We start from the raw sequence: 26,055 nt of genomic DNA on the forward strand, positions 1-26,055 counted from the left end.
TGACGGTACGTAGCTAGACCAGGGTGAGCCTCCTGTCCACGGATGCGGTCCGCTACCGGGGTGCACCTGATCGGCGTGGCGGCCTGCTGCGGCCACCTCCTGGCCCACGCCGCCGACCTCGACCGAGACGAAGCCCCTCGCGGACAGCACCCACACGATGCCTACCTCGCCGGCTCCTCGTGAGTCAGGACACGCTCGGGCGGTATATGGCCCGCGCAAGGTGCGATGACTTTCGCGGTCCTCGCGCGTCTCAACTGCGACAGGCTGTGCCAGGGCGTCCGTGGACGCGAGGGAAGGAACGCTCGATGGAGATCATAAATTTGGGTACGGCGGACGGGTTGCCGCCCGTGGACTGGGCCGCGACCGTCGCGAAGCTCGAGGCGGGGTCGACGCCCGGCCAGGACGCGATCAACTCTCGCACGACCTGGCTGTCCACCGTGAACGAGGACGGCAGCCCGCATGTGACCGCGGTCGGTGCCCTGTGGGTCGACGGTACGTTTTGGTTCCAGACGGGCGCGGGCACGCGGAAGGGGCGCAATGTCGAGCGCGATCCGCGGTGCTCGGTCGCCGTGTCGATCCACGGCGCGGACGTGGTCCTTGCGGGTGATGCGGTACGGGTGACCGAGCCGGGTGCTGTGGCGCGGATTGCGCGGGCATGGGCGGACCAGGGTTGGCCGGCCGAGCCCGACGAGAGCGGCTCGGGCATCACCGCCCCGTTCAACGCACCGGCGCAAGGGCCGCCGCCGTGGAACGTGTATCGCGTTGAGCCACGCTCGGCGATCGTGACCTTGACGGCGGAGCCTGGCGGCCTGGCTCGCGTTCGCTTCTGACGCAGGTCGGGAACCTTGGGCGACGAGAGCCTCGGGCCCGACGACCTCGTGACCACCCTCGAACCGCTCGCCAAACTGCTACTCGCCGACCAGGACTGGTAGACGGAAGTCCGCGGACGCGGTGACATGCGTCCTTGTCCTTGGGCTCGGTAGACGCGAAGGGTGTTGCGGGAACGGCCGGCGATGCCGCGTGCGGCGCGCGGATCCTCACTCTCGTCAAGCTCGGGGATTTGACGGACCGGAATCCGCGTTCTGGCACTGTACAGACGGCCAATCCTGGGGTCGCGCGCGCCGAACGTCAGAAGTCGGGGCGGGCCGGCATGCCCGACACTCCGGTAACGTGCGGGCGGACGGCGAGGATCTGGTGCAGCTGCGTGTGATTGCGTTCGAAACCGAGTCGCGAGCCGGCGAGATAGAGCGCCCATACTCGGGCGGTTCCCGGCCCGACCTCGGCCACCGCCTCGTCCCAGTGGGCGTCGAGGTTGGCGCACCAGGCAGCGAGGGTCCGGGCGTAGTGCTCGCGCAGATTCTCCTCGTGCCGCATTTCCAGGCCGGCTCGTTCCAACGCTGCTATCACGCGCCCTGGACCGAGCAGTTCCCCGTCGGGGAAGACGTATCGGTCCGTGAAACCGCGGCGAGCGAGCTTGGGGCTGTCCTCGTTCGGCCGGGTGATGCAGTGGTTGAGCAGGCGGGCGCCCGGGGAGAGTTTCGCCGTCAGGAACGCGGCATAGGCGTCGAGCTTCGCCTCGCCGATGTGCTCGGTGAGGCCGATGCTGCTGATCGCGTCGAACCCGGTCTCGGTGACGGAGCGGTAGTCCGCGTGACGTACCTCGACCAGCTTCGCGAGGCCCTGCTCCGCGATCTCCTTCTGTGCCCACTCGGCCTGCTGACGTGACAGGGTCACGCCGAGAGCGGTGACGCCGTAGTTCCTCGCCGCGTGCAGGACCAGGCCGCCCCACCCGCAGCCGACGTCGAGCAGCCGCATTCCTGGCTGTAGCGCCAGTTTCCGGCAGACGAGATCAATTTTCGCGGTCTGAGCTTCCTCCAGGCTGGTGGTCGGTGCGTCGAAAAGAGCGCAGGTGTAGACCATGGACGGGCCGAGCACCCATTCGTAGAACCGGTTGCTCACGTCGTAGTGGTGCTTGATGGCCAGCGCGTCGCGTCCGAGGCCATGCCGTAGCCCGGCGAGCCGGCGCCGGGCGCCCACCTCCTGGGGCGGGGGCTCCACCCAGCGCAGCGCGGCTGGGCCAAGGCTGGTCAGCAGCCTCCGCCGGTCGCTCCAGGACAGCGACCCGATGCGGTGCCCGGCGGCGAGGGCCACCATCGCGGTGTAGTGGTCCGGCGCCTCAAGATCCATCTCGCCCGACACGTAGGCACGCGCGAGGCCGAGCTCGCCGGGCGCGGACACCAGGTGGGCGACAGCCTTCGGGCTGTTCACGCGAATGTGCACCGTGGCGTCGTCGGGTCCCGCGGCCGAGCCGTCGTACGCGGTGAACCGGACCGGTGCCCGAACGGCGAGGGCCAGTGCGTCAGCGACCGGCTGCTTCACGTGCGCTCCCCGGCAGAGCCGCGACGGCGCCGACCCGTGCTGGTCACCGTCCCTCGACAGTCTTGGCGTAGAGGTCCAGCAGTCGCCCGTCCGGGTCGTAGGCCTTCTTCAACGCTGTGTACTCCGTTCCGCCATAGGTGGCCCAGAACTCCTCTTGGGAGTAATACGAGGTGCTGTACAACGACTTGCGGCCGCCGAGGTCCGCGACGAGGCGCTCGAGAAACCGGTTGTGCGCGTCGCGGGGTTCGCCGGGAGCGAGCGCGACCGACGACCAGATACCGACGTTCACGTACAGCTCGGCGGCGTCCATGCGGTACAGCGGCCAGACGGCCGCCGGTTCCCGCGCACGGAGCGGGCACAGCCATACCGGCGCTATCGGCACCTCCCGGGCGAGTACCTCGAGGAACTCGGTGAGACGTCCCACCGGTACCTCCACGTCCTGGATGACGTCCTCGCGGTCGGGCCTGCCACGCCGCAGATCGACGGCTCGTTTCACGCCATGGCGCTGCTCCCACATCATCAGCCGCCAGTAGACGTCCGAACGCAACCAGCGCCGCGGCACGAACCGACGCACCGCCGGCCGTTGCACCCCGAAGACCCGCGAACACCAGAACCAGTCGGCATCCCAGCGCCACAGGTAGTCCGCGACCGGGAGGACGTCCCGCCCCCGGCGCTGGATCGACCGGTAGTAGATCTCGTCCCTGACGTAGTCGGTGGTCTCGGCGGGTCCATCGTCGGTCCAGCGACCGAGCGTCAGATAACACTCCGTCGCCCCGAACCAGACCCCGTCGCAGAAGTCGACCGGCTCACCGTCGTAGGACCGCTCGGTGCATGCCGCGGCGGCCGCCTCCGCCCACCGGGCGGCGTCGGTGAAGCGTAGGTGTCGCAGCGCCACATACGGGCGGACCCGCTCGAGCTCGATCTTCACCCGCAGCGCGTAGCCAAGTGTGCCGAACGAGTTCGGAAACCCTCGCAGCAGGTCCGTGTGCTCACCCGACGGCGTCGCCACCACGAGTCGGCCGTCGCCAGTGATCACCTCCAGCTCGGTGACCGACTCGTGCACAAGCCCGTTGCGGAAACTCGTCGACTCGATCCCGAGGCCTGTCACGGCCCCACCGATCGTGATCGTCTTGAGCTGGGGCACCACCTGGGGCATGAGCCCATGCGGCAGCGTCGCGGCGACGAGGTCCTCGTACGTGGTCATACCCAGCACGTCGGCGGTCCGGCCAGGGGCGTCGACCTCCAGCACCCCGGAGAAGGCAGACACGTCCATCCCCGCGGCATCGTGTCGGGCGCGGGGCCGGAACAGGTTCGACGTCCGCTTCGCGAGCCGGACAGGGCTACCCGCCGGAATCGCGGCGTACTGCTCCACCAGGCGTTCCCGGTCCCGCTCGTACGCCGCTCGCCGCCCCGCTGTCGTCACCGAGCAGCCCCCTCTTCCCGACCCGTCTGCGCGGCCTCAGCACCGCCCAGCCAGTGCCGCGCGGCAGACCCTGTCTCACGTCATCTTGGCGGATAGCGACAGCGGGTTTGTGACCCTTCGGGATGCTAGACGAGCGCCACCTGCGGCGACTCTTAATCTGCCTGCCAGTCTCGTCACTGTCCGACCTGGTTGATCGTGTCGCCAGATCTCCCGCAGGCGGGAGTGCGCGGCGACCATGCCCGGCGATCAAGGACTGGCTTTCACCGGCCCCGCCACCAGGCCAGGCCCCGTAGCCCCGCCAGACCCGAATCCCATACGTAACCGGAGATCTTCGACCGCACCCAGCCAGCCGAACCCGCATGATCGCAAACTACGTATGGAAAAAAGCCGCAAACCAGGACAGGTTTCGTTGTCACCTGTATGGGGTGATTTTTAGGTCTTGGCCGCGGCCGGGCGCGGTGATCAGCTATCCGATGCCGATGTAGATGCCGACGTGGTGGATGGCCGCGAACGTGCCGTAGCAGACGAACTCGCCGATCTGGAGGGGCTGTCCGGTCGGGCCTCACACGTCGCTCGTCGACCACGTCATCGCGCGAGACGAGTGGATGTTCGCTGACACCGATGCCGCGATGTCAGTTCGCGACCGTTGATCAGGAATTCACAGCGGGTTCCGTCAACGAGAAACGATGCGGATGATCTCCGGTGTCGTTTCTTGGAGCGAGTCGGCGATGAAGCTCCGGGTGCGCAGCGTGTCGGGATGGTCGGCGCCGAGGACGCGGATCCGGTCGGCCAGAATGTCCCGCCAGTGCGACGCGTCGGCATGGCGTCCGGCGGCCTGGTAGGCCTCGGCGAGCAGGCTTCGGGACACCAGAGTCGTCGGGTGGTCGGTCGATGTGTCCGGCCGTCCTGAGTCTCCTGCCAGGGAGCTGCTGGATTGCAAGGTCGCCGGATCGTCAGGGCCGAGGAGTCGTTCCCGGTCCCGTCTCGAAGCTCGGTGTGGCCTCAACCGGGAGAGTGTCCGATGCGTGGTGTAACTGATCCGTGTCTATGGGTTGACTATCAGTTGGTGGCGGTCGGGGTCAGACGGCCCTCGAACGTGGTCGCCAGGGCGTTGAGAGCGGGCTTCCAGCGGATGACCCAGCGAGTTCTTCCCTTGCCCGTCGGGTCGAGGGAGCGGGTGACGAGGTAGAGGCATTTCAGGGCCGCGTCCTCGTGCGGGAAATGCCCGCGGGCGCGGACCGCGCGCCGGTAGCGTGCGTTCAGTGATTCGATGGCGTTGGTCGTGCAGATCACTTTCCGAATCTCGACGTCGTAGTCGAGGAACGGGATGAACTCCTCCCACGCACCCCGCCAGAGTTTCACGATCGCCGGGTAGCGTTTCCCCCATGCCTCGACGAACTCGTCGAACCGCAGGCCCGCGGCCTCGACGGTCGGCGCGGTGTAGACCGGCTTCAGATCCCGGGCGATCTTGTCTCGGTCCTGCCGGCCACAGTAGCGGAAAGAATTCCTGAGAAGGTGAATGACGCATGTCTGGATACGAGCGAGCGGCCACGCTCCGGTGATCGCTTCAGGGAGGCCTTTCAGGCCGTCGCACACGGCGATGCAGACGTCCTCGACGCCGCGGTTCTTGATCTCGGTGAAGACCTGCAGCCAGAAGCGGGCGCCCTCCCCGCCGTCGCCGGCCCACAGCCCCAGGACATCCCGCTCCCCGTGCACGGTCACACCGACGACCGCGTAGAACGGCCGGTTGACGACCTGCCCGTCACGCACCTTCACGACCAGCGCATCCACGAAGATCACCGGATAGACACGATCGAGTGGCCTCGCCCGCCATTCATTCATCTCACCCACGGCCGACTCGGTGATCCGCGAGACCGTGTCCTTCGACACCTGGGTGCCATACACCTCGGCGAAATGCGCGCCGATCTCTCCGGTCGTCAAACCCCGCGCCGACAACGGCAACACGATCTGACTGACACCCTCCAGCCTCCGCTGACCTTTCTTCACGATCACCGGGTCGAAACTACCATCGCGGTCACGCGGCACCTCGATCTCCACAGGCCCAATCTCGGTAAGGACCGTCTTCCCCCGCCTACCGTTCCGGGAATTCCCGCCGTTCCGGCCCTCCGGATCGTGCCTCTCATACCCCAGGTGCTCGGTCATCTCAGCGTCCAACGCGGTCTCCAACACCGACTTCGTCAGACCCGACAAAAGCCCGCCCGGCCCTACCAGGTCGATTCCCTCGGCCCGCGCCTTCTCCACAAGCTCCGCCGCCAGCTGCTGATGATCCATCCGAGTCCCCATGGGCTCGATCATCTCGGTCATGATCCATCCTCCCCGCCAGGCCACGCCCAGCGGAACGAGTCGGACCACTTACACCAGCGACCGGACACTCCCCGGGAAAGGTGTCGCTGAGCAAAGGGGGCACCTACACCGAGGGCGGGGAAGGGGTGGACGAGGGAAGCCTGGGGAACGCGCTCGGGAACATTTACGCCGAGCGGTATTACGAGCAGCAGAGAGAAAAGAACCAACCGAAGTCGACCCCGCACGGCGCCAGCACCGACGACCTGTGCATGACCAACGGCGAGTCCACCTGCTCGACGCCGCGCGGTGCGAGCACGGACGACCTATGCATGACGACGGGCGAGCCGTCCTGCCCGAAACAGAGCAGCGCGCCTCCGCAGCCCAGGCAGAAATCCTCACCGCGGAAGTCGACCGCGCCCGCACGGCAGCCAGCCCAGCAGACCTACCCCGACCCGAACGACGTCATCCACGGCACCCTGAACATCAACCCCGACTCGACGCACGGAGTCGGTAACAACGGCACGATCCCCAAGCCCACCGACGTCCCCCAGACCTACTCCAGCCCCCTCGACGCCAACCTCGGCCCCACCACCGACGAGACCGCCGGCCGGCAGTTCGAAGCCTCCGAATCCGACTGCGCCAACGCCGATCTCGAACACTGCATCGGCGACGACCCGGTCAACCCACCGACGGATGCGGGGGCGGGTGGCGAGGGTGGCAACCAGCCACCGAACAGCTCCGGTGGCGTCGCCGGCGATCCTGATGACCCAGATGTTACTGTTACCGCGTCCGATGATTCCTTTATGGTCGAGCATGCTGGGCCTCGACCCGTCATACACCGGGAGGGCCAGTATTGTCGGTGCGGATGCAATCCAGCGTGCGCTGTCACTTTGGGGGGAGCCGCTGGCCGGCGTCGAGGCGGATCGTCGAACCGTTGAGCATCGGGTTCTCGATGATGCCGACGGCCAGCAGGGCGTACTCGCCCGGCCGGCCCAGTCGCCTGGGGAACGCCGCGTCCTTCGTCAGCGCCTGCTGGTATTCCGCCGGCATGTCCACGGTCTGGCCGGTCCGGAACAGGCTCGGCGCGATGGCGTTCACGCGGATTCCGAGGCCGCCGAGATCCCGGGCCATCGAGAGGCTCATGGCGGCCACACCGCCTTTTGCCACGGAATACGCGACGTAGCCGACCTGACCCTCGAATGCGGCGATGGAAGCGGTATTGATAATCACGCCGCGCTCGCCGTCGCCGTTCGGCTTGTTCCTGCTCATGTGCCAGGCACAGAGGCGGGCCACATTGAACGTGCCGACGACGTTGAGGTCAATGACCTTCCGGAAGGCCGCGAGCGGCAGCGGGCCGTTCCTGCCCAACGTGCGGCCGAGAAGTGCGCCGCCGGCCGTGTTCACGACGACGTCGATCCCGTCCAGGGCAGCGACTGCCCCCTCAAGGACGGCCTCGGTCCCGTCGAAGTCAGTGACATCGCAGGCGTGAAAGGAGCCGCGGAGGCTGGCGGCGACCGTCGCCCCGTCGCTCGTGGCAAGGTCCAGAATCGCGATCCGGCCGCCGCGGGCGACGATGAGCTCCGCGGTCGCTCTGGCCATCCCGGACGCGCCGCCCACGACGACGGCCCGGAGCCCCCTCAGGTCCACGTCCTTGCTTCCTCTCTCATACGGGATCGCCTCCCGGGCCGGCGGGACGCTGCTTACCTCGCCGCGCGGGGCCTGGCCGCGGGTAGCTCGTCCGCCCGCGGCTGGAGGCCAGGCGCGCTGGTCACCCAGCGGCCGGCCGGCCGGGTCCTCGCGCATACGAGCCCGGCTGGCCGTAACCACGGTCGTTACCAGCGGACGGCGGCCCCGGTGTCCGCCAGCAGCGGGCGGGCATAGGAAAGGTCGCCGGCGTCCCAGGTGCCCTTCAGGAAGCCCTTGAACGCGCCGGAGTGCAGGAAGGACGCGTCGGCGGTGAACGCCCACTCGATCGTGCAGCGACGCAACGCGATCTTCCACACGCCTTCCCGGCGCTCCAACCGGTCGAGATAGCGGCCACCCATGCAGGCCAGGGTCTTGCCGTCACGGCCGACCATGGTGCCCATGACATAGCTCTCGGCGTGCGCGACGTCCCCTTCGATCTCACAGGTATGCGTCGTGATGTTGTGCAGATGATCCGCGAACACCATCGAGTGCTGCTCGTTCGCCCACGGACCATAGGCGGCCCCGATATTCGACACCGGGCCGTGCTCGTCGATCCCGTCTTCATGCAGCACACTCGTCATCAGCTCGACGTCATGCCGATCGTGCCCCCGCGACTGCTTGTTGACGCAGTCCAGAATGTCCTGGCGGTCCTTCAGGTAACGGACCTCGCGACGCAGTTCCTCAAGCTCACTGCCGGTACTCATCGTTCTCCCTGCATTCCTGGCTGGTCGTCAGATGGGCGGCGTCAGATACCAGCCGGGCCTGGGCCGCCGTGGACGTAGAGGGACTGGCCGGAGCAGTAGCTCGCGGCGTCGGAGGCGAAGAACAGGACGGCGTTGGCGATTTCGGCGGGTTCGCCGATCCGGCCGGAGCCGTTCGTCTGGGCGACGAGCGCCGGGTCGATGCCCTGGCGGGCGAGGTCGTCGGTCAGGCTCGCGGAGTTGGTCGCGCCGACGACGACGTTGTTCACCCGAAGCCCCTTGCGGGTCCAAGCTGCCGCCAGCGACGCCGTCAGGTTGTTCACCCCGGCCTTCGCCGCGCCGTAGGGCGCCGCCTGGGGCATACCCAGCAGGCTCGCCCCGGACGAGATGTTCACGATCGCGCCATGGCCCTGGGCCAGCATCGGTACAGAGGCGGCCCGCGAGAGGAACCACACCGAGTCGAGGTTGAGCGCCAGAACCTGGCGCCACTCCTCCTCGGTCCACTTCTTGATCGACTTGGTCTCGGCGCCGCCGGCGCAGTTGACCAGGATGTCGAGGCGGCCGAACTCCGCGAGCGTCGCATCGACGATGCGCTGGCACTCGGCTGGCTTCGTGACGTCGGCCGGCAGGGCCAGCGCCCGGCGGCCCAACGCCTCTACCTCCTTAGCTGTCGACTCCAACGGCTGTACCCGCCGCGCCGCGAGCACCACATCGGCGCCGTACTCGGCCAGCGCCAGCGCCGTGGCCTGCCCGATCCCGGTGCCACCACCAGTGATGACGGCGACCCGGCCGGCTACCGAAAACCTGTCACTCACAGAACCACTCCTCCATGCGAGACGATGACCGCTTCCCGTCCACTGAGGCCCGCTGAGAAGGCTCCGTGGGAAAGCGCTGGAAAGGGCGCAGAGCTTTAGCCCGCCCGCGGGCGCGGGACCCGGGCCATCGCCGGAAGCCTCGAGCAGCCCTGGTAGCGCGCTACGACTGGCGACCCGGCGGGCCGGGTCTCACGCGGGCTGCGGGTGTTTCGCCGCGTAGCGGCGGGCCCATTCGGCCCGGGGTACGACGGCCGTTTCGACGTCGGTGGCCTTCGCTCGCAGCGCGCCGACCGTCGCCTGCTCTCGGGGAATCACCGCGAACGGGTCCCAGCCGAAGAAGCGGCAGGCGTTCTGCCAGGTGATCTTGTCGATCTCGTTGTCGGGCACGCCGGCGCTGTTGAGCTCGGCGAGGACGAACTCGGGGGCGTCCGGCCAGATCGAGTCGGAGTGCGGGTAGTCGCACTCCCAGGCGATGGTGTCGATGCCGATCTCGTGGCGCCCCTTCAGCGCCGCCGGGTCGGTGACGTAGCAGGCCAGCGAGTGCTCCCGGAACACCTCGCTCGGCAGCCGTCCGCCGAAGTCGCGCCGCAGCCACTTCTGGTTGGTGTAGTGACGGTCGCAGCGGTCCAGGTAGAAGGGGATCCAGCCGATTCCCGCCTCCGAGAACGCGACCTTCAGGTCGGGGTAGGTACGGAACGCCGGCCCCCACAGCAGGTCCTGGGCGGCGAGCGCCGAGATCTGGGTCGCCAGGATGATCATGTTGTCGACCGGCGAGTCCGCCGCCAGCTTCAGGGCGCCGAAGCCGATCCCTATGTGCAGGCACATCACCAGGCCGGTCTCCGACAGCGCCTGGAACACCGGGCCCCAGAAGCCCAGGTCGTGGTAGCTCGGCAGCCCTTCGAGATGCGGCAGTTCGGGCATCGTGACCGCCTTGGCGCCCTTCGCCGCGACCCGGCGGATCTCGGCGACCATCAGCTTGGGGTCCCAGGTGGGAAGAAGGGCGAGCGGAAGGAACCGGCCGGGGTAGGTCCCCGCCCATTCGTCGACGTGCCAGTCGTTGTACGCCTGGACCATCACGACCGTGACGTCGTCCTTGACGTGGTTGAGATGGCCGGCGGAGAACCCGGCGAACGTCGGGAAGCACATCGACGCGAGGATCCCGTTGCGGTCCATGTCCCGCACCCGGTCATGAATGTCGTACGCACCCGGCCGCATCTCCGCGAAACCGGCCGGATCGAAACCCCACTCCTCCGCCGGCCACGACACCACGGCGTTCAGGCCGATGATGCCGGTCGCGCGGCCTCGGTAGACCCACTGCTCGACCCCGGCGTCGTCGGTGACGACCCGCGGCGCCTGGTCGGCCCACTTCGCAGGCACGTGGTTACGGAACATGTCCGGCGGCTCGACCACATGATCGTCGATGCTCACCAGGACCAGGTCGTCGATCTTCATGCTTCCTCCGGAGCTGGAGAGTCAGGGGCTGTGCGGGCGTGGACGAGTGGCCGCGAGGGCTTGGTGGAAGGTGCGGCATCGCCGGCACCGAGCAAACCGGCGGCCGGCGCGCGGCGGCTAGGCGACCACGCCGCGGACCTTCAGGTCCACGATCGCGTCCCAGCCGAGGCCGAGCTCGGCGAGGACCTCGTCGCCGTGCTCGTTGAACTCTGGTGCCCGGCTCGGGACGGCCGCCGAGCCGCCGAACCGCACCGGAGCGGCGACCAGTCTGAAGGGCGCTCCCGCGGCGGTCCTGCAGTCCTGGATGTAGCCGTTGGCGACCGCCTGTGGGTCGGCCGCGGCCTCGAGGGTGTCCTGGACGACGGACCACTGCCCGGCGAAGTCGGCGAGTCGCTCCCGCCACTCGGCGAGCGGCCGCGCGGCGAACACGGCCTTCAGTGCCTCGCCCGCCTCGACGCCGTTGGACATGAGCGCGGCGTGGTCGGCGAAGCGCACATCGGCGGCCAGGTCGGGCCGGTCGACGGCCGCGCACAGCAGCGGCCAGTAGTGGCCGGCCTGTAGGCAGCACAACGAGAGCCAGCGGCCGTCAGCGGTCTGGTACGTCGCGACCAGCGGGTTCGCCCGGGCCATCTCGATCGGCGGCGGTACCCAGGGCACGTTCAGCAGCAGCGAGAGCGCGAAGGCCTGGCCCATCGCCCACATCCCGGTGCCGAGCAGGGACACGTCGACCTCGGTGGCCTCGCCGGTCCGCTCGCGGTGGAACAGCGCCCCCATGATCCCGCCGGCGATCGTCATCCCGCCCAGCGAGTCGCCGAACCCTGGCGCCGGTGGCATCACCACCTGGCCGTACTCGGGCCGGGAGAGCCCGACGGCCGTGCCCGAACGCGCCCAGAACGCCAGCGCGTCGTACGAGCCGCGGTCCGCCTCCGGGCCCTCTTCGCCCTGGCCGGTCCCACTCGCATAGATGATGCGTGGGTTGTGGGCGCGGATGTCGGCCAGGTCGATCCGGAGCTTCCTGCGGACTCTCGGCAGCTTGTTGGTGAGGAAGACATCCGAGGTCTCGACCAGCCGATAGAGGATGTCCAGCCCCTCGTCGGTGGTCAGGTCGAGGCCTAGGCTGCGCTTCCCCCGGTTGGAGTGCTCGAGTAAGACGTGAACGTCGCCGGGGATGTCCACGACCCCGCTCGACGCGAGCCCTCGCATCGCGTCACCGCGTTCCACGTGCTCGATCTTGATGACCTCCGCGCCCCAGTCGGCCAGCAGGGCGCTCGCCGCGGGTACGAAGGTGTGCTCGGCCACCTCGAGGATGCGTACTCCCCGCATCACCGCTGTCATCGCCATCTCCAAGAGGGTTGCCACCGAGCCGGGGGGCGGGTTCCGCCACCTTGCCGCGATCGTTTTAGACAGTCGACCAACGACCGATTGGGCAAGTGTCTAACACCCTGCGCGTCCTGGGGTCAAGCAAGCCGGGACCGGCGCCGCGCGATCGGCCACACCCGTACTCGATCTTGTTGGATGGCCGGCCGACCGGTATGTTAGGCGAATGTCTAACCCACCGGTGATCCGCAGGTCAGGGGCGTGTCGGTAAGCCTCGAGGGGCCGGCCGACACCGCCGGCGGCACGACGGCCCCCGGCCGGTGGCGCCGCGGCCGGCCCGCGGCGTCGCGGGCCGGAGGATTCCAGGACGCGGACCGCACTGGTCGAGGCGGCCGAGCAACTCATGCTCGAAGAGGGCTACACCGCCGTCACGACCCGGCGGGTCGCGACCCGCGCCGAGACCCATCCCGGACTCATCCACGGGCCGTCGGCTTCAGCAACAGCCACGCGGAAATGACAGCCTTCCTGACGGCCGTGATCTACATGCGCCCGTCCGCACCAGGCCGCTGTCTGCGGCGCTGGCCGCGACCTTCACCGCGCCGGCCGAGCCGCGAGGCGTTCGGGCGGCCCGCCACCCACGACACCAGCGACCCGTGACCTTGTCAGACCTGGAGGACGAATGCGCATCGGACTGACCGGCGGCGCCTCGACGCCCGATAAGATCATCAATCAGGCGAAGAAGGCGGAGGCCGAGGGCTTCCACCATCTGTGGTTCGCCAGCGTCGTACAAGGCGACCCGCTGGTCTCCATGGCGCTCGCGGGCCGGGAGACCTCGACGATCGAGTTGGGCACGGCAGTGTTGCAGACCTACACCTCCCACCCGTTCCTCCTCGCGCAACGCGCCGCCTCCGTCACCGCCGCCATGGGCCGGCCCGGCTTCACCCTCGGCATCGGCCCGTCGCACGCGGGCCACATCCGCGACGAGTTCGGACTGTCCTACGACCGTCCGGGTCGAAACACCGAGGAATACGTCCGGCTCCTCACCAGCCTGCTGCGCGACGGCGGCGTGGACAGCACCGGCGAGGAGTGGAGTGCCCACATCCGTCCCGGAACCGTCCGGGCCACCGAGCCGGTACCCGTGCTGCTGGCCGCGCTCTCGCCTCGGCTGCTGCGGGTGGCGGGCGAGCACGCGGATGGCGCGGTGCTCTGGATGGCGCCGGCGAAGGCGATCGCCCAGCACGTCGAACCCCGCCTTACGGCGGCGGCGAAGGCAGCGGGGCGTCCGGCGCCCAGGATCGTCGCCGGCCTGCCGGTCGCGGTACACGACGACGAAACCGAGGCGCGAGCGGCGGTGAACGCGAATGCGGTGATGTACGCGAGCTCGCCCGCCTACCAACGCATCATGGCGATCGGTGGCGCGACTGGCCCCGGCGAAGCGGCGATCGTCGGCGACGAGGCGAAGGTCGAGCGGCAGTTGCAGGCGCTGCTGGACGCTGGCGCGACCGACATCTGGGCGCAGCCAGTTCCGTTGGGGGCCGACCCACGCGCCTCGCTGCGGCGTACCCGCGAGCTACTGGCCGGCCTCGCCGGATGAACGTCCTACGGGCGCGGACGGTCGGGTTCAACGGCGTCCTCGCCCTGCCCGGCCCCTGTCTGGAGCTCGCGCTGCGGTTACGCGAGGAGCTGTTCGACGGCTGGCCGCGCTGCACGCGGACATGATCGGCCGGCCCCACGGCGCTACGGCCTAGCGCGCCGCCGGGGCGGACCTCCTGACCGCATCCGCTACCTGCTCACCCTGGTACGGCTGGTCCGCCCGCCTACCCGGTCGACGAGGCTGTGTTGGACATTCGCCTAACCAAAGGACTGATCTCCACGAAAGGCTCAAACCCGAGGATCTCGACACTGGTGACAAGACTCCCGACGGTCGCGGTCGCATCGACCGCGGCCCGGTCCGAGACGCTGGCCGTCTCCTCCGCCGCGACGCTTGACCGCATCTCCATGCGTGCTGAACAATCGGTCAGCATGCGGCAAGTGGGGATGGTGCATCCCATTCCTGTGACCAATACCTCGGACGCACTCGACGGCAGGCGGCGCGCATGTCGGTGCACGGAAGGTGGGCAATGTTAGAAGTCGCGGGCGGTATCAAGGCCTTCGATGTCCGCGTGGAGGTCCCCGCCTCGCCGGTCGATGAGTCGGCCTGGGAGATCGCGGCTACCGTGTACGTCCCGGCGGGCGAACAATCCATCGCCGGCGCGCCCGTCCTCGTTCTCCTGCCCGGAGGCGGCTACGGGCGACGGTATTTCGACCTACCCGACAGCGGATACAGTCAGGCCGACCACCATGCCCGGCGCGGTACCGTCGTCGTCGCGCTCGATCACCTGGGATCCGGCGACAGCACCATCCCCGCCGCGGAAGTCACCACCCTTCCGGTGGTCGCCGCCGCGGATCACGCCGCGGTCACGACCGTTCTCGACCGGCTCCGGAAAGGGACTCTCGCTCCCGGCGAATTCCCCTCCATCAAGATCAAGGGCGTCGTCGCTGCCGGTCAGTCGATGGGCGGTCATATCGCCGTCGCCATGCAAGCCCGGTATCGCACCTTCGACGCCGTCGCTCTGATGGGAAGCAGCGTCATCAACACGACGATTCCGCGAAAGCAATCCACCGCTCCGCGGCTCGCCTCCGAGTGGACGCCACAGAACACTCAAGAGGTTGACGGTTTAGGCGACATCGACTGGCCGTGGGCATTCCATTGGGTGGAAGAACTGTCGCCACTCGCCGCAGACGACATCAAGGCTGGCATCCCCGTCAAGACCGAGACCCTCCCATGGTCGAGCGCTGCCGTACCCAGCCTCGCGGTGGCACTCCTCGAGCCGGGAGCTGTCGCCGCCGAGGTCGCCTCAATCGACGTGCCCGTCCTGCTCGCCGCAGGTGAGCGAGACGTCATCTACCCGCTACTCACCGAAGCTGCCGCGTTCACTGCGGCAAGAGACCTCGCGGTCTTCCGGCTCCGGCGGGCAGCGCACATGCACAACTTCGCACCCACCCGCCACCTGCTCTGGGAACGACTCGACGCCTTCATTGTCCACGCGGTTGGGCTCCGCGAAATGGCCAAGACCGTTCCAGCTTCGCTTTGACCAGCCCGCAGCGCCGTCGCGGACAGGCGGGGACGATGACCTCTCTTACCGTCGGCGAGGCGTCGATCGGGGTCGAGGGCAAGCGCTGACCGGTTGACTTAGTGCATTGTCGCGAAGCCCGAGCTTGGCCTGGACCTGGCTGAGCTCGGCGCACTCGACGAGACGTCTGTCGACGAGGATCGAGCGGGTGTCGAGGCCGTGGCGGTGGGCGGCCGTTTCTGCGTACCGCAGGAATGCGGAGTAGACCTCGGCGTAGCCGAGGGTGAGGGTCTCCCCGCCGACGCCCACGGGCCCGTCCTGCAGTTCCCTAGACCATAGAGATCTCGCGTCTCCGGCCGGTCAGCGTCGGCGCAGGATGACCAGGAACGCGACGACGGCCGCCGCGACCGCGAGCACGGGGGCGAGGCGTTTCAGGACGGGCGCGCCGGCGGCGCCGAGCAGGTCGACCGGCTCAGGCTCGGCCCCGTCGATGGTCCGTACCGCGCCCGGCGCCGTTGCCAGCACGGTTGGGCTGGCCGTGGAAGTGACTCCTCCTCTCGTGCCTTCAAGCATCTCGGTGACGGCGCCCGGCTCGGCCGGGGCTGGTGGGCGCGCCGCTGCCGAAGGCGCGGGCTGCTCGACTCGCGCGGCCGGCGCGGCGGGAATCTGGGCCTCGAAACGGGGCAGCTCTGCGTCACTCAGAATGCTCGACTCGAGTGACTCGACGAACTTGCCGATGAGGTTCGAGCTGACGTCGGCGATGACACCCCGGCCGAACTGGGCGACCTTGCCGGTGATGTGAAGGTCCGTCAGCACGGTCGCCCTGGTGCCGGTGCCGTCGGGGGACAGCGTCACCGTGACGGTCGCCGAGGCGTTGCCCTGGCCGCGGGTCTCGCGGCCGTCGGCCTTGAGTACCGCCTTGTGCGCGGTCTCGTCGAGGGACAGGAAGGTCGCGGTGCCCTTGTACTGCGCGACGACGGGGCCGACCTTCACCTTCACGGCGCCGCGATACTCGTCGCCGGCGACCTCCAACAGCTGGGCACCCGGCATGCAGGGGGCGATGCGTTCGAGATCGGTGAGGACCGCCCAGGTCGTCGCCGGGCTGGCCTCGACGCGGAACTCGTTGGTCAGCTCCATGGGGGCGTCCTTCTGCTAGGTGAGGCGAACCTGGTCGCGGCTGTCCCGCCAGGGCTTGGTGGCCCAGTAGAGGTCGTCGGGGTCCTCGATGAGTTCGAGGTAGACGCCGAGCTCGGTGTAGGTGTCGATGAAGGAGACCTTCACGGTGCCGAACCGCCCGGACATCGTCTCGGTGAAGCCGAAGTCCGCCGCCGCGGCGACGGACTCGGCGAGGTTCGTGACGAGGTAGCCGTAGTGGTGCGGCCCTGGCCCGCGTTCGGTGAGGAACTCGTGCTGGATGGTGGTGCCCGTGAGCGGCTGCATGAGCTCGACCTGCATGTTGCCCGTGCGGGCGTAGCCGAGGGCGAGCCCGCCGGCGACGCGTTCGCCGCGCAGGGTCCATTTCTGTTCCATGCGGAACTCGGCGAACTCGCCGCAGCCGAGCGTGTCCTGCATGGCCTTCTTGGCCGCGTCCAGGTCGGCCACCACCCACGCCGTCTGGAAGAAGCTGGGCCCGATGCGGCCCAACAGACCGCCGAGGTCCTTTGCCGCGCCAGGTGATTCTTGGCCCGCTGTCATCCCATGCTCCTTGCCGCGGCCTGGACCGCCTTGAGGATTCCCTGGTAGCCGGTGCAGCGGCAGAGGTTTCCGGACAGCCCGGCGCGAATCTCGTCGTCAGTCGGGTTGGGGTGCTCCCGCAGGAATGCCGTCACGGAGACGACGAATCCCGGCGTGCAGAAGCCGCACTGCAGACCGTGGTGGTCGCGGAACGCGGCCTGCACAGGCGAGAGGTCCTCGGTAGTCCCGAGTCCCTCGATGGTGGTGACCTCGCGCCCGTCGGCCTGCACGGCGAGCACGAGGCAGGCCCGGACCGCCTCGCCGTCGAGTAGCACCGTGCAGGCGCCGCACACGCCGTGCTCGCAGCCCAGATGGGTGCCGGTCAGCTGGAGGTGGTCCCGCAGGAAGTCCGCGAGCGTGACCCGCGGCTGCGCGCGCCCACGGCTCGGTCGGCCGTTGACACGCATCCGGAGGTCCACCTCGGCCATACCGGCGGCTTCCTCAGCGTCAGCCATCCGCGGGCCCCCGCAGTGCCTCCTCGGCCGCGCGTCTCCACGCGCGACTCACCATAGCCGCACCTACCCGCCGGCGGTAGGCCGCGGACCCGTGCAGGTCGACAGGCACGGAGTTGAGCGCCGCGACCGCTGTTCGCCCGACCTCGTCGGGATCGAGGTCGGAGAGCGTCTCTCCGACCACAGCACGCTCCGCCTCGACGCCTCGTTCAGGGGTCGAGCCGAGACCGATCAACCCGATGCCGCACCGTTGGATGCGGCCCGCGTCGGAGACCTGGATCGCCACTGTCGCTCCCGCGATCGCGAAGTCGCCGTGGCGACGGGCCAACTCCTCGATCGCGTAGCCGCATCGGCCGTCCCAGATCGGGAAGCTCACCGCGGTCAGCACCTCGTCCTCGGCCAGGTCGGTGGTCCAGGTGCCGGCGAAGAAGCCGGCCGCCGGGATGGTGCGGCTGCCCCGCCGCGAGCGCGCCTCGAACGTGGCGTCGAGCGTCAGCGCGACCGCCGGTGACTCGGCCGCCGGGTCGGCGTGGGCCAGCGCGCCGCCGATGGTGCCGCGGTTGCGGATCTGGAAATGGCCGATGAGTGGTGTGGCCCGAGCCAGCAGGGGTACGGCGTCCGCGACCTCGGTCGATCTCTCGATCGTTGCCTGCGTGGTGCCGGCGCCGATCCGCAGCGTGCCGTCGCGGCGTTCGATGCTGCGTAGCTCAGGGATACGACCGAGGTCGACGAGATGGTCGAAGATGGCCAAGCGCAGGGCAAGCATCGGCAGGAGGCTCTGTCCACCGGCGAGGACCTTCGCGGTGTCGCCGTGTTCGGCGAGTAACGCCAGGGCCTCCTCGACGCTTGCCGGCGCGTGGTGGGCGAACGGCGCCGCCTTCACCCGATGGTCCGGCCGCCGAGATCCCAGCCGGCGACCGCCGCGCCCTCGGCGGCCAGCCGACTGCTGCCGGCCGCGCCGATGCCACGGCCACCGCCGGTCACGATCGCGGTTCTGGGCTCGGCCCACGCCGGAAACGAACTCATGCTGAACGACCGTACAGAAGACGGGATGGGGCGGCAAGGGAACGGACGATCAGCCGGTGTCCGGTTTCCTGGCACGCTTAACGCCCGCTCAGCATGCTTGGTACGGTACCGCCGTCGAGGATGCGGAGGCCTGCGCGAGATGACCGGTTCCGTCCACACTGCCACCGCTGTGAGCGCCGCCGCCCGGTACGCCGGTGCCCGGGTCCGCCGAGTGGAGGATCCTCGGCTGCTGACCGGCCAGGGCACATTCGTCGATGACGTCGTGCGGCCGCGGATGGTGCACGCCTGCTTCGTGCGCAGCCCGTTCCCGAGGGCGCGCATTCTCGGCATCGACGCCTCCGCGGCGCTCGCGCTCGACGGCGTGCACGCGGTGTTCGTCGCCGCCGACCTGAACCCGGACGTCCATGAGGCGTGGTACGGGATTCTCGGCAAGAACGTTCCGGACACGCCGCGTCCGCCGCTCGCCGAGGATGAGGTCCGTTTCGTCGGTGACCCGGTGGCACTGGTGATCGCCGAGAACCGGTACGTCGCCGAGGACGCCGTCGACCTGGTCGAGGTGGACTACGACCCGCTGCCGGCCGTCGCCGACTACGCGGGCGCCCAGGAGACGGACGAGCTGGTCCACGAGGCGTATCCGAACAATCTGGCCGGCGGCTTCCGGGGCTCGCCGGTGGACGCGGTGGACGCGGCCTGCGCATCGGCGGCGCACGTCGTGGCGGAGACGTTCTTCCAGCAGGCGTACGCGCCGGTGCCGATGGAGACGCGCGGGATCGTCGTCGAATGGGCCGGTGGCGAGCTCACGATCTGGGTCGCCTCGCAGGCACCGCACGAGGTGCGGGCGTTCGCCGCCCGGCTGCTCGGCCTGCCGGAGAACCGGGTGCGTGCCATCATGCGCGACACCGGTGGCGGTTTCGGTCAGAAGGTCAACCCGATGCGCGAGGACATGTGCATCATGCTCGCCGCGCGCAAGGTCCCCGGGGCCATCAAATGGATCGAGGACCGCCGCGAGAACCTGATGGCCGCCAATCAGGCCCGCCACGCGCACGGCTACACCCGGTTCGCGTTCGACGAGGACGCCCGGATCGTCGCGGCGCAGATCGAGTACACCCAGGATGTCGGTGCCTACCCGACGCCGTGGCCGGTCGGGACGTCCGCGGCCGTCGGCATGCTGTTCCCCGGTCCCTACCGGATCCCGACCGCCACGTGGTCGACCTGGTCGGTCTTCTCGAACACCGTGGGGCTCTCCGCGTACCGGGGGCCGTGGCAGTTCGAGTCGGTCGCCCGTGAGGTGCTGCTGGACATCGCGGCGCGTCGCCTCGGTCTCGACCCGGCGGATCTACGCCGGCGAAACTTTCTCGCCAACGCGGACATGCCGTACCAGAACCCGGCGGGATTCCTCTACAACCATCTCTCGCCCCGGGAGGTCTTCGAGGCGGGGCTGGCGAAGCTCGACTACGACGCGTTCCGCCGCGAGCAGGCCGCGGCCCGGGAACAGGGCCGTTACCTCGGCGTGGGCACGGCGAGCTACGTGGAGCCGACCGCCTCGGCCATGGGCTTCTACGCGACCGAGGGCGCGACGATCCGGATCGAGCCGTCCGGGAAGGTCAACGTCTATCTCGCCGGTGGGTCGACGGGTAACAGCCTGGAGACGACCGCGGTCCAGCTCACCGCGGACGCGCTCGGGGTCGACCTCGCCGACGTCAACACGATCCAGGGCGACACGGCGGTCACCCCGTTCGGCGGCGGCACCGGTGGCAGCCGCAGTGGATCGATGATCGCCGGCGCCGTCCAGGAGACGGGCGCGCAGCTGCGTGAGCGCATCATCGCCATCGCCGCGCACCTGCTGGAGGCACCCGCCGAGAACATCGAGCTCGCGCGGGGGCGGGCGACCGTGCAGGGTGATCCGTCGCCAGGGCTGTCCGTCGCCGAGATCGCGGCGGTCGCGTACTTCGAGCCCGACAAGCTGCCGAAGGAGGTGCCGCCGGGGCTCGAGGCCAGCGGGCGGTACCAGGCGAAGGACATGATGCAGTGGGCCAACGCCACCCACGTGTGCACCTGCGAGGTCGACATCGTGACCGGCGTCGTCACCCTGCTGCGCTACATCGTCAGCGAGGACGTCGGCCCGATGATCAACCCGAACATCGTCGAGGGCCAGGTGGCCGGCGGGACGGTCCAGGGGATCGGCGGGGCCCTCTACGAGAACCTCGTCTACGACGCCGACGGTAACCCGCTGGCGACCACGTTCCTCGACTACCTGGTGCCGACCATGGCCGAGGTGCCGCTCATCGAGATCGTCCACCTGGAAACGCCCGGGTCGGGCCCGGGCGGCTACAAAGGCGCGGGGGAGGGCGGCGCGATCGGCGCCCCACCCGCGATCATCAACGCGGTCGCGGACGCGCTCGCACCCTTCGGCGTCACGATCACCCGGCTGCCCGTCACGCCGGCCTCGATCGTCGACCTTCTCGTGTCCGCTCGGGCGCAGTCCGCATAAGTCCGCCGGTTCAGAAGGCGAATCAGACCTGGCCGTTCGCGTGGTGCCGTGGACGACGGGCGGCCGCGCGACCACACCATCGCCAACACCGGCAACGAGATCGCCTATGACATTGCCACCCCGGTCGTCGCGGACAACCAGGCGTAACGCCATCGGCACAGCGCCGGGGGTCACAGAGACATCCAGGTGATCGCCTTCTGTTTGCGCGTACCCAGGTCAGTCTCGGTCCAACGGGCGCGACGAAAGGTTGAGGAAAGATGAGAGCGGTCGGTTGTCGTCCTCGGTGCGCAGTTCTCCGAGATCCGTCTCGATTTCCAGACGATGTTCGTCCGCGAGGCGCGGCTCGTGCCATCGCTCGGCTACTGCTCACACGAGGACGGCAGTGACCTGGCGGACGCGGCGGCGATGCTAGCCGTGGAACCGATGATCGCCGCGACGCTGATCACGCACCGGTTCCCGATCGAGGACGCCGCGGAGGCGTTACGCGTCGCGGGCGACAGATCGCTCGGTGTCATCCGGGTGGTTCTTGAGCCCTGACGGCCCCGCTCGAGGAAGGGCTCGACCAGAAGGAAGGTGCGCAGTGGACAGACCGCTCGAAGGAAAGGTCGCCGTCGTCACCGGTTCCGGGATGGGCGCGGCCAAGGGAATCGCGGTCGGCCTGGCGGCGAGGGCGCTCGGGTCGTTACCAACAATCGCAAGCCCGGTTCGGTCGGTCTGTCGTCGTGGGCGAACAGCGACGACACCGAGAGTCTGCTGACCGACGACGACAGGCGGCTGATCGAGTCGCTGAGTGGTGACGCCCGGACGACCGCGGACCAGATCGTGGCCGAAGGTGGTGAGGCGGTCCCGTTCTTCGGTGATCCGGGCGATGTGAACGTGGCCGGTGCGCTCGTCCAGACGGCGGTGGAGGCGTGGGGGAGGGTCGACATCCCGCAGACTCACGCGAAGCTCACCGGGACCTACAACACGATGCACCATGCCCTGCCGCTCATGAGGCGTCAGGGTTTTGGCCGGGTGCTGAACGCGTCCTCGGACGCCTGGGTCGGCCTGCCGATGCTCGCGGCCTACAGCGCCGCGAACGCCGGCGTGGTCGGCCTGACCAGGGCGGTTGCCCAGGAGGTGCGGGGGAGCGGCATCACCTGCAACGTGTTCTGTCCCCGGTCGATCTCCCGCAACCACGTCAACTGGCGGGCCTCGATGCGCCGGCAGTTGGCGAAGGGCGGCCCCGAGATGGAGGCCCTCCGGCACCGTCTCGAAAGAGAGGACAGGGACCACCAGGCGCCGGAGAACCTCGGCCCGTTTCTCGCGTATCTCGCCTCCGACGCGGCCGCCGGGATCAACGGCGAGGTCTTCTCGGTGACGGCGGGTGGCCGTGTCGCCCAGTACGACGGATTCACGATCGTCTCCGAGATCGAGAAACGCGAAGCGCCCTGGACCGTGGACGAGCTGGAAACGATAGTCCCGGAGGTGCTCCTGAAAGCCGCGGCCCGAGGTCGGCCCGAGACGGCAGAAGCGGCATCCACCGCCCGGTTGTCTGGCCGACTGATGCCGTCTTGCTCTTGGTAGACGCGACGTCGCCGTCGATCTGACGGGTATACGGCCGCCTAAGCAAAGATCCCTTGACGGCCGTCGACACATGTTGATCACATGTTTACATCCGTGTATCCCGGTGGTCGAGCGGGCCCAGGCCGGGCCACAACGGAATCAGCCACGTCAAGATCTTGCCGATCAACTCCTTGCCCTGCCTGGTCGACGGCGTGGACTTCCAGATGTCGACCCCGCGGACCTCGCGGGGACGGTGCGCCTCGTCGAGAAGACCGGCCGGCCGATTCACGCCGCACAGGCCGCCGTCCGTGACCACGACACGCTGAAGGCCGTCGTCGGCGAGGGCGTCGCTGAGTTCGGCTACCCCGCTGAGCACCGGCGTCTCCCACCTGCCAGGGGCGCGACACATGCGCAGACGCTTCGAGCCGTCCCACCGTGGACCGCTCCAAGATCTGGCACCTACAGGCGGCGATGCAGGCCGGCCCAAGCCCCATTGAACTCCCGACCTCCATCGTGAGAGCCCCGCCGTACCTCAGCAGCATCAGGTGTTCCTTGCCGGCGACGACGTTGCTGCAGCGACGCTGCGGGTGCAGGTGGTGATCGAGATTGAGGCCGTCGTCCGCGGTTCCACGCCCGTGCCCTCAGTTGCGGGGCAGGGGCGAGGTCGGGACCGCCGGGAGCACCTCCTTGACCCCCCGACCGCAGCATGTTAGACATTCGCCTAATCGGTCGGCGGGCGCACCACATGATCGCCAAAGCGGCGCGGCTTACGCCTCGATCGGCTCGCCAGAGGTGCTATCCCGATCATGGCTCTGGCTCGTCCGACGACAGCCCGACGGGATCGGGCATCGCTTTGCGGGACGGGAGTCGGCAGATGGGCAAGGCGGAGGGTCAGATTGTTCTCATCACCGGGGTCGCGTGGAGGCAGGCGGCAGGCTGGCGGTCGGTTGGTGGCGTGGGCGCCCCCATCATCGCGGCTGACACCTGCGCACCGATTGGCAACGGGCGCCATCCGTTGGCAACTCCCGTCGACCTCGCTTCGGTGGTCAAGGAGGTCTCAGGGCACGCGCTCGGTGCGTCGAGGCCGCAGCGGATGCGCGATGCGCGATGAGCTTCTAGTCCTTGCCCCGAAACAGGCTTGTGAATTTTCAAACGGGTGACCGGAGGGAATTTCGGTGAAGGGGCTAACTGGTAAGCGATTACTTGTGGCGGGTGGCGCTCGGGGCATCGGTGCCGCTACGGCGCGACAGCTCGCTCTCGAGGGTGCGCATGTCTATGTCGCTGACCTTGATGCCGATGGCGCGACCGCAGTCGCGCGTGAGATCCAGCTCGCCGGCGGGGCCGCAGAAAGTGGTCGCTATGACCTGTACGCCGAATATTCCATCGGCGACCTGATTTCCGACGTCGCGCGGATCCTGGGCGGCCTCGATGGTGTCGCGAATGTCGCGGCCGACACGTCAGCTGCCCTCCAGGGCCGTGACCTGGACCTGTTGCGGATGGATGTCGGTGTCTGGGAGGAGACCCTGCGTGCCAACCTGATCGGAACGGGCCTCGTCATCCGATATGCCCTGCCGCACCTCTTCGAGGCCGGTGGTGGAGTGATCGTCAACGTGACGTCCGATGGCTCACTCGCTGGAGAGAAGGTCCGCGTCGCCTATGGCGCGTCCAAGGCTGCGCTCAACTCCCTCACCCGGCACGTCGCACGCACCTACGGTGACCGGAATGTGCGCGCCAACGCGGTCAGCCCTGGCGCGATCATGTCCGAGACGGCGCTTGCGACTTTTGATGAGAAATGGCAGGCACTCCTGCTGGGGCTCATGCCTCTACGGCGCCCCGGGAACCCGCACGGCCAGCCAGCTGACATCGCGCAGGTCATCTCCTTTCTGATGTCGGACGACGCGAATTGGATCACCGGCCAGGTGTGGAGTGTCAACGGCGGCTCAATGATGCGCGAGTGAAGGTCGCCCCGGCTCGGGAGCGGTGTAAACGGGGGTGAAGGTCGGCGACCCGGCCGATGCTTGACTGCCCGTCGACGTTTGCGCCCATTCTGCCGGCGTCTTGCGTGAAATGTTGGCCACCACGTCGAGTCGCGCGGTCGCAAGCCCTACTGGCGCCACGTTCTCGGAGCCGAAAACTCACGACTGGAGTTTACCCGCAATGACTAGCGATCTTGAGGTAACCAGCTTAGGGGTGTCCACCGGAGACCTCGAAATGTCGGTGCTCTTCTATACTGAGGGCCTCGGTTTCGAACGTGTCGGAGCGGCGGAATTCGGTGACGTGTTCGCCGCGCTCTGCGAGGTTGAGCCTCCGATGCGGGCACGGTCACAGATAGTCGCAAAGGGCGCCGTTCGACTGCAGTTCCTGGAGTGGACCAAGCCCGGACCGTCTCCGCGCGCGCCGTTGCCCAGGAACGTCGTCGGTCTGACCCACTTGTCGTGCGCGGTGAGAGATCTGGGCACGATCGTCGCTCGGCTCGTCGCTCTGGGCGGCACGGTGCTCGAGGACACTCGCACTCGGATTCCTCTGGGCCGCGGCACCGTGGAAATTGTGTGTGTCGCCGATCCGAACGGGGTGCGGATCGAACTCGCCGAGTACCCGGAGCGGCCATGAAGGTCGGACTGAACATTGTCGGCGTGCGGCCCGAGGCGATCGTTGACTACGCGCAGGCCGCTGAGGAGCTTGGTTTCGAGTCACTCTGGTCAGGCGAGCACGTGGCCCTTCCGAAGCATGATGGCTGGTGGGCGTCGCATCCGGGAACCGCGATGTTCGGTGACAAGTTCACTGAGGAGATGGTCGGCTTTACACCCGACTCACCGTTTCTCGAGCCACTCGTTGCGCTCTCTCATCTCGCTGCTGTCACCAGCACGATCCGGCTCGGGGTCGGCGTGTATATGCTGGCGCTGCGCAACCCGGTGCACGCAGCACGGGCGATCGCGTCTGTCGATGTGCTGTCGGGAGGTCGCCTCGACCTCGCTGTGGGGCTCGGTTGGTGCGAACAGGAGTACACGAACACCGGCAGCGAGTGGCGGACCCGGGGACGCCGCACCGAGGAAGCGATCGCGTGCCTGCGGGTATTGTTCGAACAGGACACTCCTGAGCACCATGGCGAGTTCTACGATTTTGGGCCGATCGGTTTCGGTCCTAAGCCGGTACAACGCCCCCGCCTGCCGATCCACGTCGGAGGGCACAGCCGGGCGGCCGTCGAGCGCGCTGCTCGCGTCGCCGACGGATGGTACGGCAGTACTGACCTAACCCATGTCGATCTCGTCCGTGAGGCGGTCGAGGCGGCCGGACGTGGCGACGACCCGTTCGAATTCTCGATCATCACCATGGAAGGGCCTGTCGACGAGAAGCGTGCCGGCCAGTTCGCCGCCCGAGGGGTCGAGCGGGTCGTGGTCACGCCATGGCCCGCAGCGCATGCAGGCTCCGTCGGTATCGCGGGTCTGGCCGACGTCGAGCAATGTGCCGAGGCAGCCGGCCTCGGCAGCTCCTCCTAGGGCTGCCGTAAGCGGTGCTAGCGGTCGTGATCTTCCCGTCTGAGTGTTCCACCCGACGAACTCGGAGTGATAAATGCATTTCGGCCTGGACGCGAAAATCCTGGCGGTGCAGCCTCGCGA

Annotated in this window: 28 protein-coding genes; 12 read left to right on the forward strand and 16 right to left on the reverse strand. The window is 68.4% G+C overall.

What is annotated here, in order from left to right:
- Nucleotides 1-305 precede the first annotated feature (305 nt).
- A complete protein-coding gene (locus FRAEUI1C_RS13585; protein WP_013423876.1) occupies nucleotides 306-830 on the forward strand; it encodes a pyridoxamine 5'-phosphate oxidase family protein in 525 nt (174 codons plus the stop codon).
- Nucleotides 831-1,128: 298 nt separating this feature from the next.
- Here the strand turns inward: FRAEUI1C_RS13585 and FRAEUI1C_RS13590 are convergent, their stop codons facing one another.
- From FRAEUI1C_RS13590 to FRAEUI1C_RS13605, 4 genes are all read right to left on the reverse strand, one after another.
- Complete coding sequence (locus FRAEUI1C_RS13590) at nucleotides 1,129-2,379, reverse strand: SAM-dependent methyltransferase (protein ID WP_013423877.1); 1,251 nt, start codon at nucleotides 2,377-2,379, stop codon at nucleotides 1,129-1,131.
- Between the two features lie 43 nt (nucleotides 2,380-2,422).
- Complete coding sequence (locus tag FRAEUI1C_RS13595) at nucleotides 2,423-3,802, reverse strand: FAD-binding oxidoreductase (protein ID WP_013423878.1); 1,380 nt, start codon at nucleotides 3,800-3,802, stop codon at nucleotides 2,423-2,425.
- Nucleotides 3,803-4,475: 673 nt separating this feature from the next.
- Nucleotides 4,476-4,670 carry a tetratricopeptide repeat protein gene (locus FRAEUI1C_RS39520; RefSeq protein WP_013423879.1) on the reverse strand — a complete coding sequence of 65 codons (195 nt, stop codon included), beginning with the start codon at nucleotides 4,668-4,670 and terminating at the stop codon, nucleotides 4,476-4,478.
- Between the two features lie 191 nt (nucleotides 4,671-4,861).
- Nucleotides 4,862-6,127: an IS256 family transposase gene (locus tag FRAEUI1C_RS13605; RefSeq protein WP_013423880.1), complete on the reverse strand. Its 1,266-nt coding sequence runs from the start codon at nucleotides 6,125-6,127 to the stop codon at nucleotides 4,862-4,864.
- Nucleotides 6,128-6,207: 80 nt separating this feature from the next.
- Here FRAEUI1C_RS13605 and FRAEUI1C_RS39525 point away from each other — a divergent pair, with 80 nt between their 5' ends.
- Nucleotides 6,208-7,044, forward strand: a complete 837-nt coding sequence (locus FRAEUI1C_RS39525) for a hypothetical protein (protein WP_013423881.1) — start codon at nucleotides 6,208-6,210, stop codon at nucleotides 7,042-7,044.
- Here the strand turns inward: FRAEUI1C_RS39525 and FRAEUI1C_RS13610 are convergent.
- The 5 genes from FRAEUI1C_RS13610 to FRAEUI1C_RS13630 all read right to left on the reverse strand — a co-directional run bounded on the left by FRAEUI1C_RS13610 (nucleotide 6,992) and on the right by FRAEUI1C_RS13630 (nucleotide 12,095).
- Complete coding sequence (locus FRAEUI1C_RS13610; RefSeq protein WP_013423882.1) at nucleotides 6,992-7,753, reverse strand: SDR family NAD(P)-dependent oxidoreductase; 762 nt, start codon at nucleotides 7,751-7,753, stop codon at nucleotides 6,992-6,994. The two genes, FRAEUI1C_RS39525 and FRAEUI1C_RS13610, sit on opposite strands and share 53 nt — an antisense overlap.
- 185 nt (nucleotides 7,754-7,938) lie before the next feature.
- Nucleotides 7,939-8,496, reverse strand: a complete 558-nt coding sequence (locus FRAEUI1C_RS13615; RefSeq protein WP_013423883.1) for a nuclear transport factor 2 family protein — start codon at nucleotides 8,494-8,496, stop codon at nucleotides 7,939-7,941.
- Nucleotides 8,497-8,537: 41 nt separating this feature from the next.
- Nucleotides 8,538-9,308, reverse strand: coding sequence for an SDR family NAD(P)-dependent oxidoreductase (locus FRAEUI1C_RS13620; RefSeq protein WP_013423884.1), 771 nt, complete (start codon nucleotides 9,306-9,308; stop codon nucleotides 8,538-8,540).
- A 189-nt stretch (nucleotides 9,309-9,497) separates the two neighbouring features.
- Nucleotides 9,498-10,760 carry an amidohydrolase family protein gene (locus FRAEUI1C_RS13625; RefSeq protein ID WP_013423885.1) on the reverse strand — a complete coding sequence of 421 codons (1,263 nt, stop codon included), beginning with the start codon at nucleotides 10,758-10,760 and terminating at the stop codon, nucleotides 9,498-9,500.
- Nucleotides 10,761-10,877: 117 nt separating this feature from the next.
- A complete protein-coding gene (locus tag FRAEUI1C_RS13630; protein WP_013423886.1) occupies nucleotides 10,878-12,095 on the reverse strand; it encodes a CaiB/BaiF CoA transferase family protein in 1,218 nt (405 codons plus the stop codon).
- Nucleotides 12,096-12,456: 361 nt separating this feature from the next.
- Between FRAEUI1C_RS13630 and FRAEUI1C_RS38215 the strand changes: the two genes are divergently transcribed.
- The 4 genes from FRAEUI1C_RS38215 (at nucleotide 12,457) to FRAEUI1C_RS13645 (ending at nucleotide 15,211) form a co-directional block, all read left to right on the forward strand.
- Nucleotides 12,457-12,594 (forward strand): TetR family transcriptional regulator, encoded by a 138-nt coding sequence (locus FRAEUI1C_RS38215; protein WP_083819534.1) that lies wholly within the window; start codon nucleotides 12,457-12,459, stop codon nucleotides 12,592-12,594.
- 162 nt (nucleotides 12,595-12,756) lie between these two features.
- Nucleotides 12,757-13,671 (forward strand): TIGR03564 family F420-dependent LLM class oxidoreductase, encoded by a 915-nt coding sequence (locus tag FRAEUI1C_RS13635; RefSeq protein WP_013423887.1) that lies wholly within the window; start codon nucleotides 12,757-12,759, stop codon nucleotides 13,669-13,671.
- Nucleotides 13,668-13,796 (forward strand): hypothetical protein, encoded by a 129-nt coding sequence (locus tag FRAEUI1C_RS41635; protein ID WP_013423888.1) that lies wholly within the window; start codon nucleotides 13,668-13,670, stop codon nucleotides 13,794-13,796. The genes FRAEUI1C_RS13635 and FRAEUI1C_RS41635 overlap by 4 nt, the downstream gene beginning before the upstream one ends.
- Before the next feature lie 401 nt (nucleotides 13,797-14,197).
- A complete protein-coding gene (locus FRAEUI1C_RS13645; protein WP_041259287.1) occupies nucleotides 14,198-15,211 on the forward strand; it encodes an alpha/beta hydrolase in 1,014 nt (337 codons plus the stop codon).
- Nucleotides 15,212-15,256: 45 nt separating this feature from the next.
- Here the strand turns inward: FRAEUI1C_RS13645 and FRAEUI1C_RS38220 are convergent, their stop codons facing one another.
- The 6 genes from FRAEUI1C_RS38220 to FRAEUI1C_RS39010 are packed head-to-tail and all read right to left on the reverse strand — an operon-like array spanning nucleotide 15,257 to nucleotide 18,402.
- Nucleotides 15,257-15,499 carry a 4-hydroxy-2-oxovalerate aldolase family protein gene (locus tag FRAEUI1C_RS38220; protein WP_041259289.1) on the reverse strand — a complete coding sequence of 81 codons (243 nt, stop codon included), beginning with the start codon at nucleotides 15,497-15,499 and terminating at the stop codon, nucleotides 15,257-15,259.
- A 51-nt stretch (nucleotides 15,500-15,550) separates the two neighbouring features.
- Nucleotides 15,551-16,327 carry an SRPBCC family protein gene (locus FRAEUI1C_RS13655; protein ID WP_013423891.1) on the reverse strand — a complete coding sequence of 259 codons (777 nt, stop codon included), beginning with the start codon at nucleotides 16,325-16,327 and terminating at the stop codon, nucleotides 15,551-15,553.
- 15 nt (nucleotides 16,328-16,342) lie between these two features.
- A complete protein-coding gene (locus tag FRAEUI1C_RS13660; protein WP_013423892.1) occupies nucleotides 16,343-16,885 on the reverse strand; it encodes a VOC family protein in 543 nt (180 codons plus the stop codon).
- Entirely contained in the window at nucleotides 16,882-17,352 is a 471-nt protein-coding gene (locus FRAEUI1C_RS13665) for a (2Fe-2S)-binding protein (RefSeq protein ID WP_013423893.1), read from the reverse strand. The genes FRAEUI1C_RS13660 and FRAEUI1C_RS13665 overlap by 4 nt, the downstream gene beginning before the upstream one ends.
- 19 nt (nucleotides 17,353-17,371) lie before the next feature.
- Nucleotides 17,372-18,259 (reverse strand): FAD binding domain-containing protein, encoded by an 888-nt coding sequence (locus FRAEUI1C_RS13670; protein WP_013423894.1) that lies wholly within the window; start codon nucleotides 18,257-18,259, stop codon nucleotides 17,372-17,374.
- Nucleotides 18,256-18,402, reverse strand: a complete 147-nt coding sequence (locus FRAEUI1C_RS39010; RefSeq protein ID WP_368411189.1) for a hypothetical protein — start codon at nucleotides 18,400-18,402, stop codon at nucleotides 18,256-18,258. The genes FRAEUI1C_RS13670 and FRAEUI1C_RS39010 overlap by 4 nt, the downstream gene beginning before the upstream one ends.
- A 139-nt stretch (nucleotides 18,403-18,541) precedes the next feature.
- On the opposite strand from FRAEUI1C_RS39010, the gene FRAEUI1C_RS13675 reads away from it, so the two are divergent.
- The 3 genes from FRAEUI1C_RS13675 to FRAEUI1C_RS13685 all read left to right on the forward strand — a co-directional run bounded on the left by FRAEUI1C_RS13675 (nucleotide 18,542) and on the right by FRAEUI1C_RS13685 (nucleotide 22,459).
- On the forward strand, nucleotides 18,542-20,893 hold the full coding sequence (locus FRAEUI1C_RS13675; RefSeq protein ID WP_013423895.1) for a xanthine dehydrogenase family protein molybdopterin-binding subunit: 2,352 nt from the start codon (nucleotides 18,542-18,544) through the stop codon (nucleotides 20,891-20,893).
- A 321-nt stretch (nucleotides 20,894-21,214) separates the two neighbouring features.
- Nucleotides 21,215-21,430: a hypothetical protein gene (locus FRAEUI1C_RS13680; RefSeq protein ID WP_041259291.1), complete on the forward strand. Its 216-nt coding sequence runs from the start codon at nucleotides 21,215-21,217 to the stop codon at nucleotides 21,428-21,430.
- A gap of 36 nt (nucleotides 21,431-21,466) precedes the next feature.
- Nucleotides 21,467-22,459 carry an SDR family NAD(P)-dependent oxidoreductase gene (locus tag FRAEUI1C_RS13685; RefSeq protein ID WP_232425420.1) on the forward strand — a complete coding sequence of 331 codons (993 nt, stop codon included), beginning with the start codon at nucleotides 21,467-21,469 and terminating at the stop codon, nucleotides 22,457-22,459.
- An 85-nt stretch (nucleotides 22,460-22,544) separates the two neighbouring features.
- Here the strand turns inward: FRAEUI1C_RS13685 and FRAEUI1C_RS39530 are convergent, their stop codons facing one another.
- Nucleotides 22,545-22,814 carry a hypothetical protein gene (locus tag FRAEUI1C_RS39530; protein WP_013423896.1) on the reverse strand — a complete coding sequence of 90 codons (270 nt, stop codon included), beginning with the start codon at nucleotides 22,812-22,814 and terminating at the stop codon, nucleotides 22,545-22,547.
- Nucleotides 22,815-23,613: 799 nt separating this feature from the next.
- Here FRAEUI1C_RS39530 and FRAEUI1C_RS13695 point away from each other — a divergent pair.
- From FRAEUI1C_RS13695 to FRAEUI1C_RS13705, 3 genes are all read left to right on the forward strand, one after another.
- Entirely contained in the window at nucleotides 23,614-24,396 is a 783-nt protein-coding gene (locus tag FRAEUI1C_RS13695) for an SDR family NAD(P)-dependent oxidoreductase (protein ID WP_013423898.1), read from the forward strand.
- Between the two features lie 199 nt (nucleotides 24,397-24,595).
- Nucleotides 24,596-25,048, forward strand: a complete 453-nt coding sequence (locus tag FRAEUI1C_RS13700) for a VOC family protein (RefSeq protein WP_013423899.1) — start codon at nucleotides 24,596-24,598, stop codon at nucleotides 25,046-25,048.
- Nucleotides 25,045-25,935 carry a TIGR03619 family F420-dependent LLM class oxidoreductase gene (locus tag FRAEUI1C_RS13705; RefSeq protein WP_013423900.1) on the forward strand — a complete coding sequence of 297 codons (891 nt, stop codon included), beginning with the start codon at nucleotides 25,045-25,047 and terminating at the stop codon, nucleotides 25,933-25,935. Before FRAEUI1C_RS13700 ends, FRAEUI1C_RS13705 begins: the two co-directional genes overlap by 4 nt.
- The last annotated feature ends 120 nt before the right edge of the window (nucleotides 25,936-26,055 follow it).

It is taken from the genome of Pseudofrankia inefficax (assembly GCF_000166135.1).
Taxonomy (GTDB): Bacteria; Actinomycetota; Actinomycetes; order Frankiales; family Frankiaceae; genus Pseudofrankia; species Pseudofrankia inefficax.

Excerpts from the sequence above, each read along its gene's own strand:
- FRAEUI1C_RS13585 (WP_013423876.1), top strand. The coding sequence starts at position 306 with ATGGAGATCATAAATTTGGGTACGGCGGACGGGTTGCCGCCCGTGGAC.
- FRAEUI1C_RS13605 (WP_013423880.1), bottom strand. The coding sequence starts at position 6,127 with ATGACCGAGATGATCGAGCCCATGGGGACTCGGATGGATCATCAGCAG.
- FRAEUI1C_RS13615 (WP_013423883.1), bottom strand. The coding sequence starts at position 8,496 with ATGAGTACCGGCAGTGAGCTTGAGGAACTGCGTCGCGAGGTCCGTTAC.
- FRAEUI1C_RS13625 (WP_013423885.1), bottom strand. The coding sequence starts at position 10,760 with ATGAAGATCGACGACCTGGTCCTGGTGAGCATCGACGATCATGTGGTC.
- FRAEUI1C_RS13630 (WP_013423886.1), bottom strand. The coding sequence starts at position 12,095 with ATGACAGCGGTGATGCGGGGAGTACGCATCCTCGAGGTGGCCGAGCAC.
- FRAEUI1C_RS13635 (WP_013423887.1), top strand. The coding sequence starts at position 12,757 with ATGCGCATCGGACTGACCGGCGGCGCCTCGACGCCCGATAAGATCATC.
- FRAEUI1C_RS41635 (WP_013423888.1), top strand. The coding sequence starts at position 13,668 with ATGAACGTCCTACGGGCGCGGACGGTCGGGTTCAACGGCGTCCTCGCC.
- FRAEUI1C_RS13645 (WP_041259287.1), top strand. The coding sequence starts at position 14,198 with ATGTTAGAAGTCGCGGGCGGTATCAAGGCCTTCGATGTCCGCGTGGAG.
- FRAEUI1C_RS13655 (WP_013423891.1), bottom strand. The coding sequence starts at position 16,327 with ATGGAGCTGACCAACGAGTTCCGCGTCGAGGCCAGCCCGGCGACGACC.
- FRAEUI1C_RS13660 (WP_013423892.1), bottom strand. The coding sequence starts at position 16,885 with ATGACAGCGGGCCAAGAATCACCTGGCGCGGCAAAGGACCTCGGCGGT.
- FRAEUI1C_RS13665 (WP_013423893.1), bottom strand. The coding sequence starts at position 17,352 with ATGGCCGAGGTGGACCTCCGGATGCGTGTCAACGGCCGACCGAGCCGT.
- FRAEUI1C_RS39010 (WP_368411189.1), bottom strand. The coding sequence starts at position 18,402 with ATGAGTTCGTTTCCGGCGTGGGCCGAGCCCAGAACCGCGATCGTGACC.
- FRAEUI1C_RS13675 (WP_013423895.1), top strand. The coding sequence starts at position 18,542 with ATGACCGGTTCCGTCCACACTGCCACCGCTGTGAGCGCCGCCGCCCGG.
- FRAEUI1C_RS13680 (WP_041259291.1), top strand. The coding sequence starts at position 21,215 with ATGTTCGTCCGCGAGGCGCGGCTCGTGCCATCGCTCGGCTACTGCTCA.
- FRAEUI1C_RS13700 (WP_013423899.1), top strand. The coding sequence starts at position 24,596 with ATGACTAGCGATCTTGAGGTAACCAGCTTAGGGGTGTCCACCGGAGAC.
- FRAEUI1C_RS13705 (WP_013423900.1), top strand. The coding sequence starts at position 25,045 with ATGAAGGTCGGACTGAACATTGTCGGCGTGCGGCCCGAGGCGATCGTT.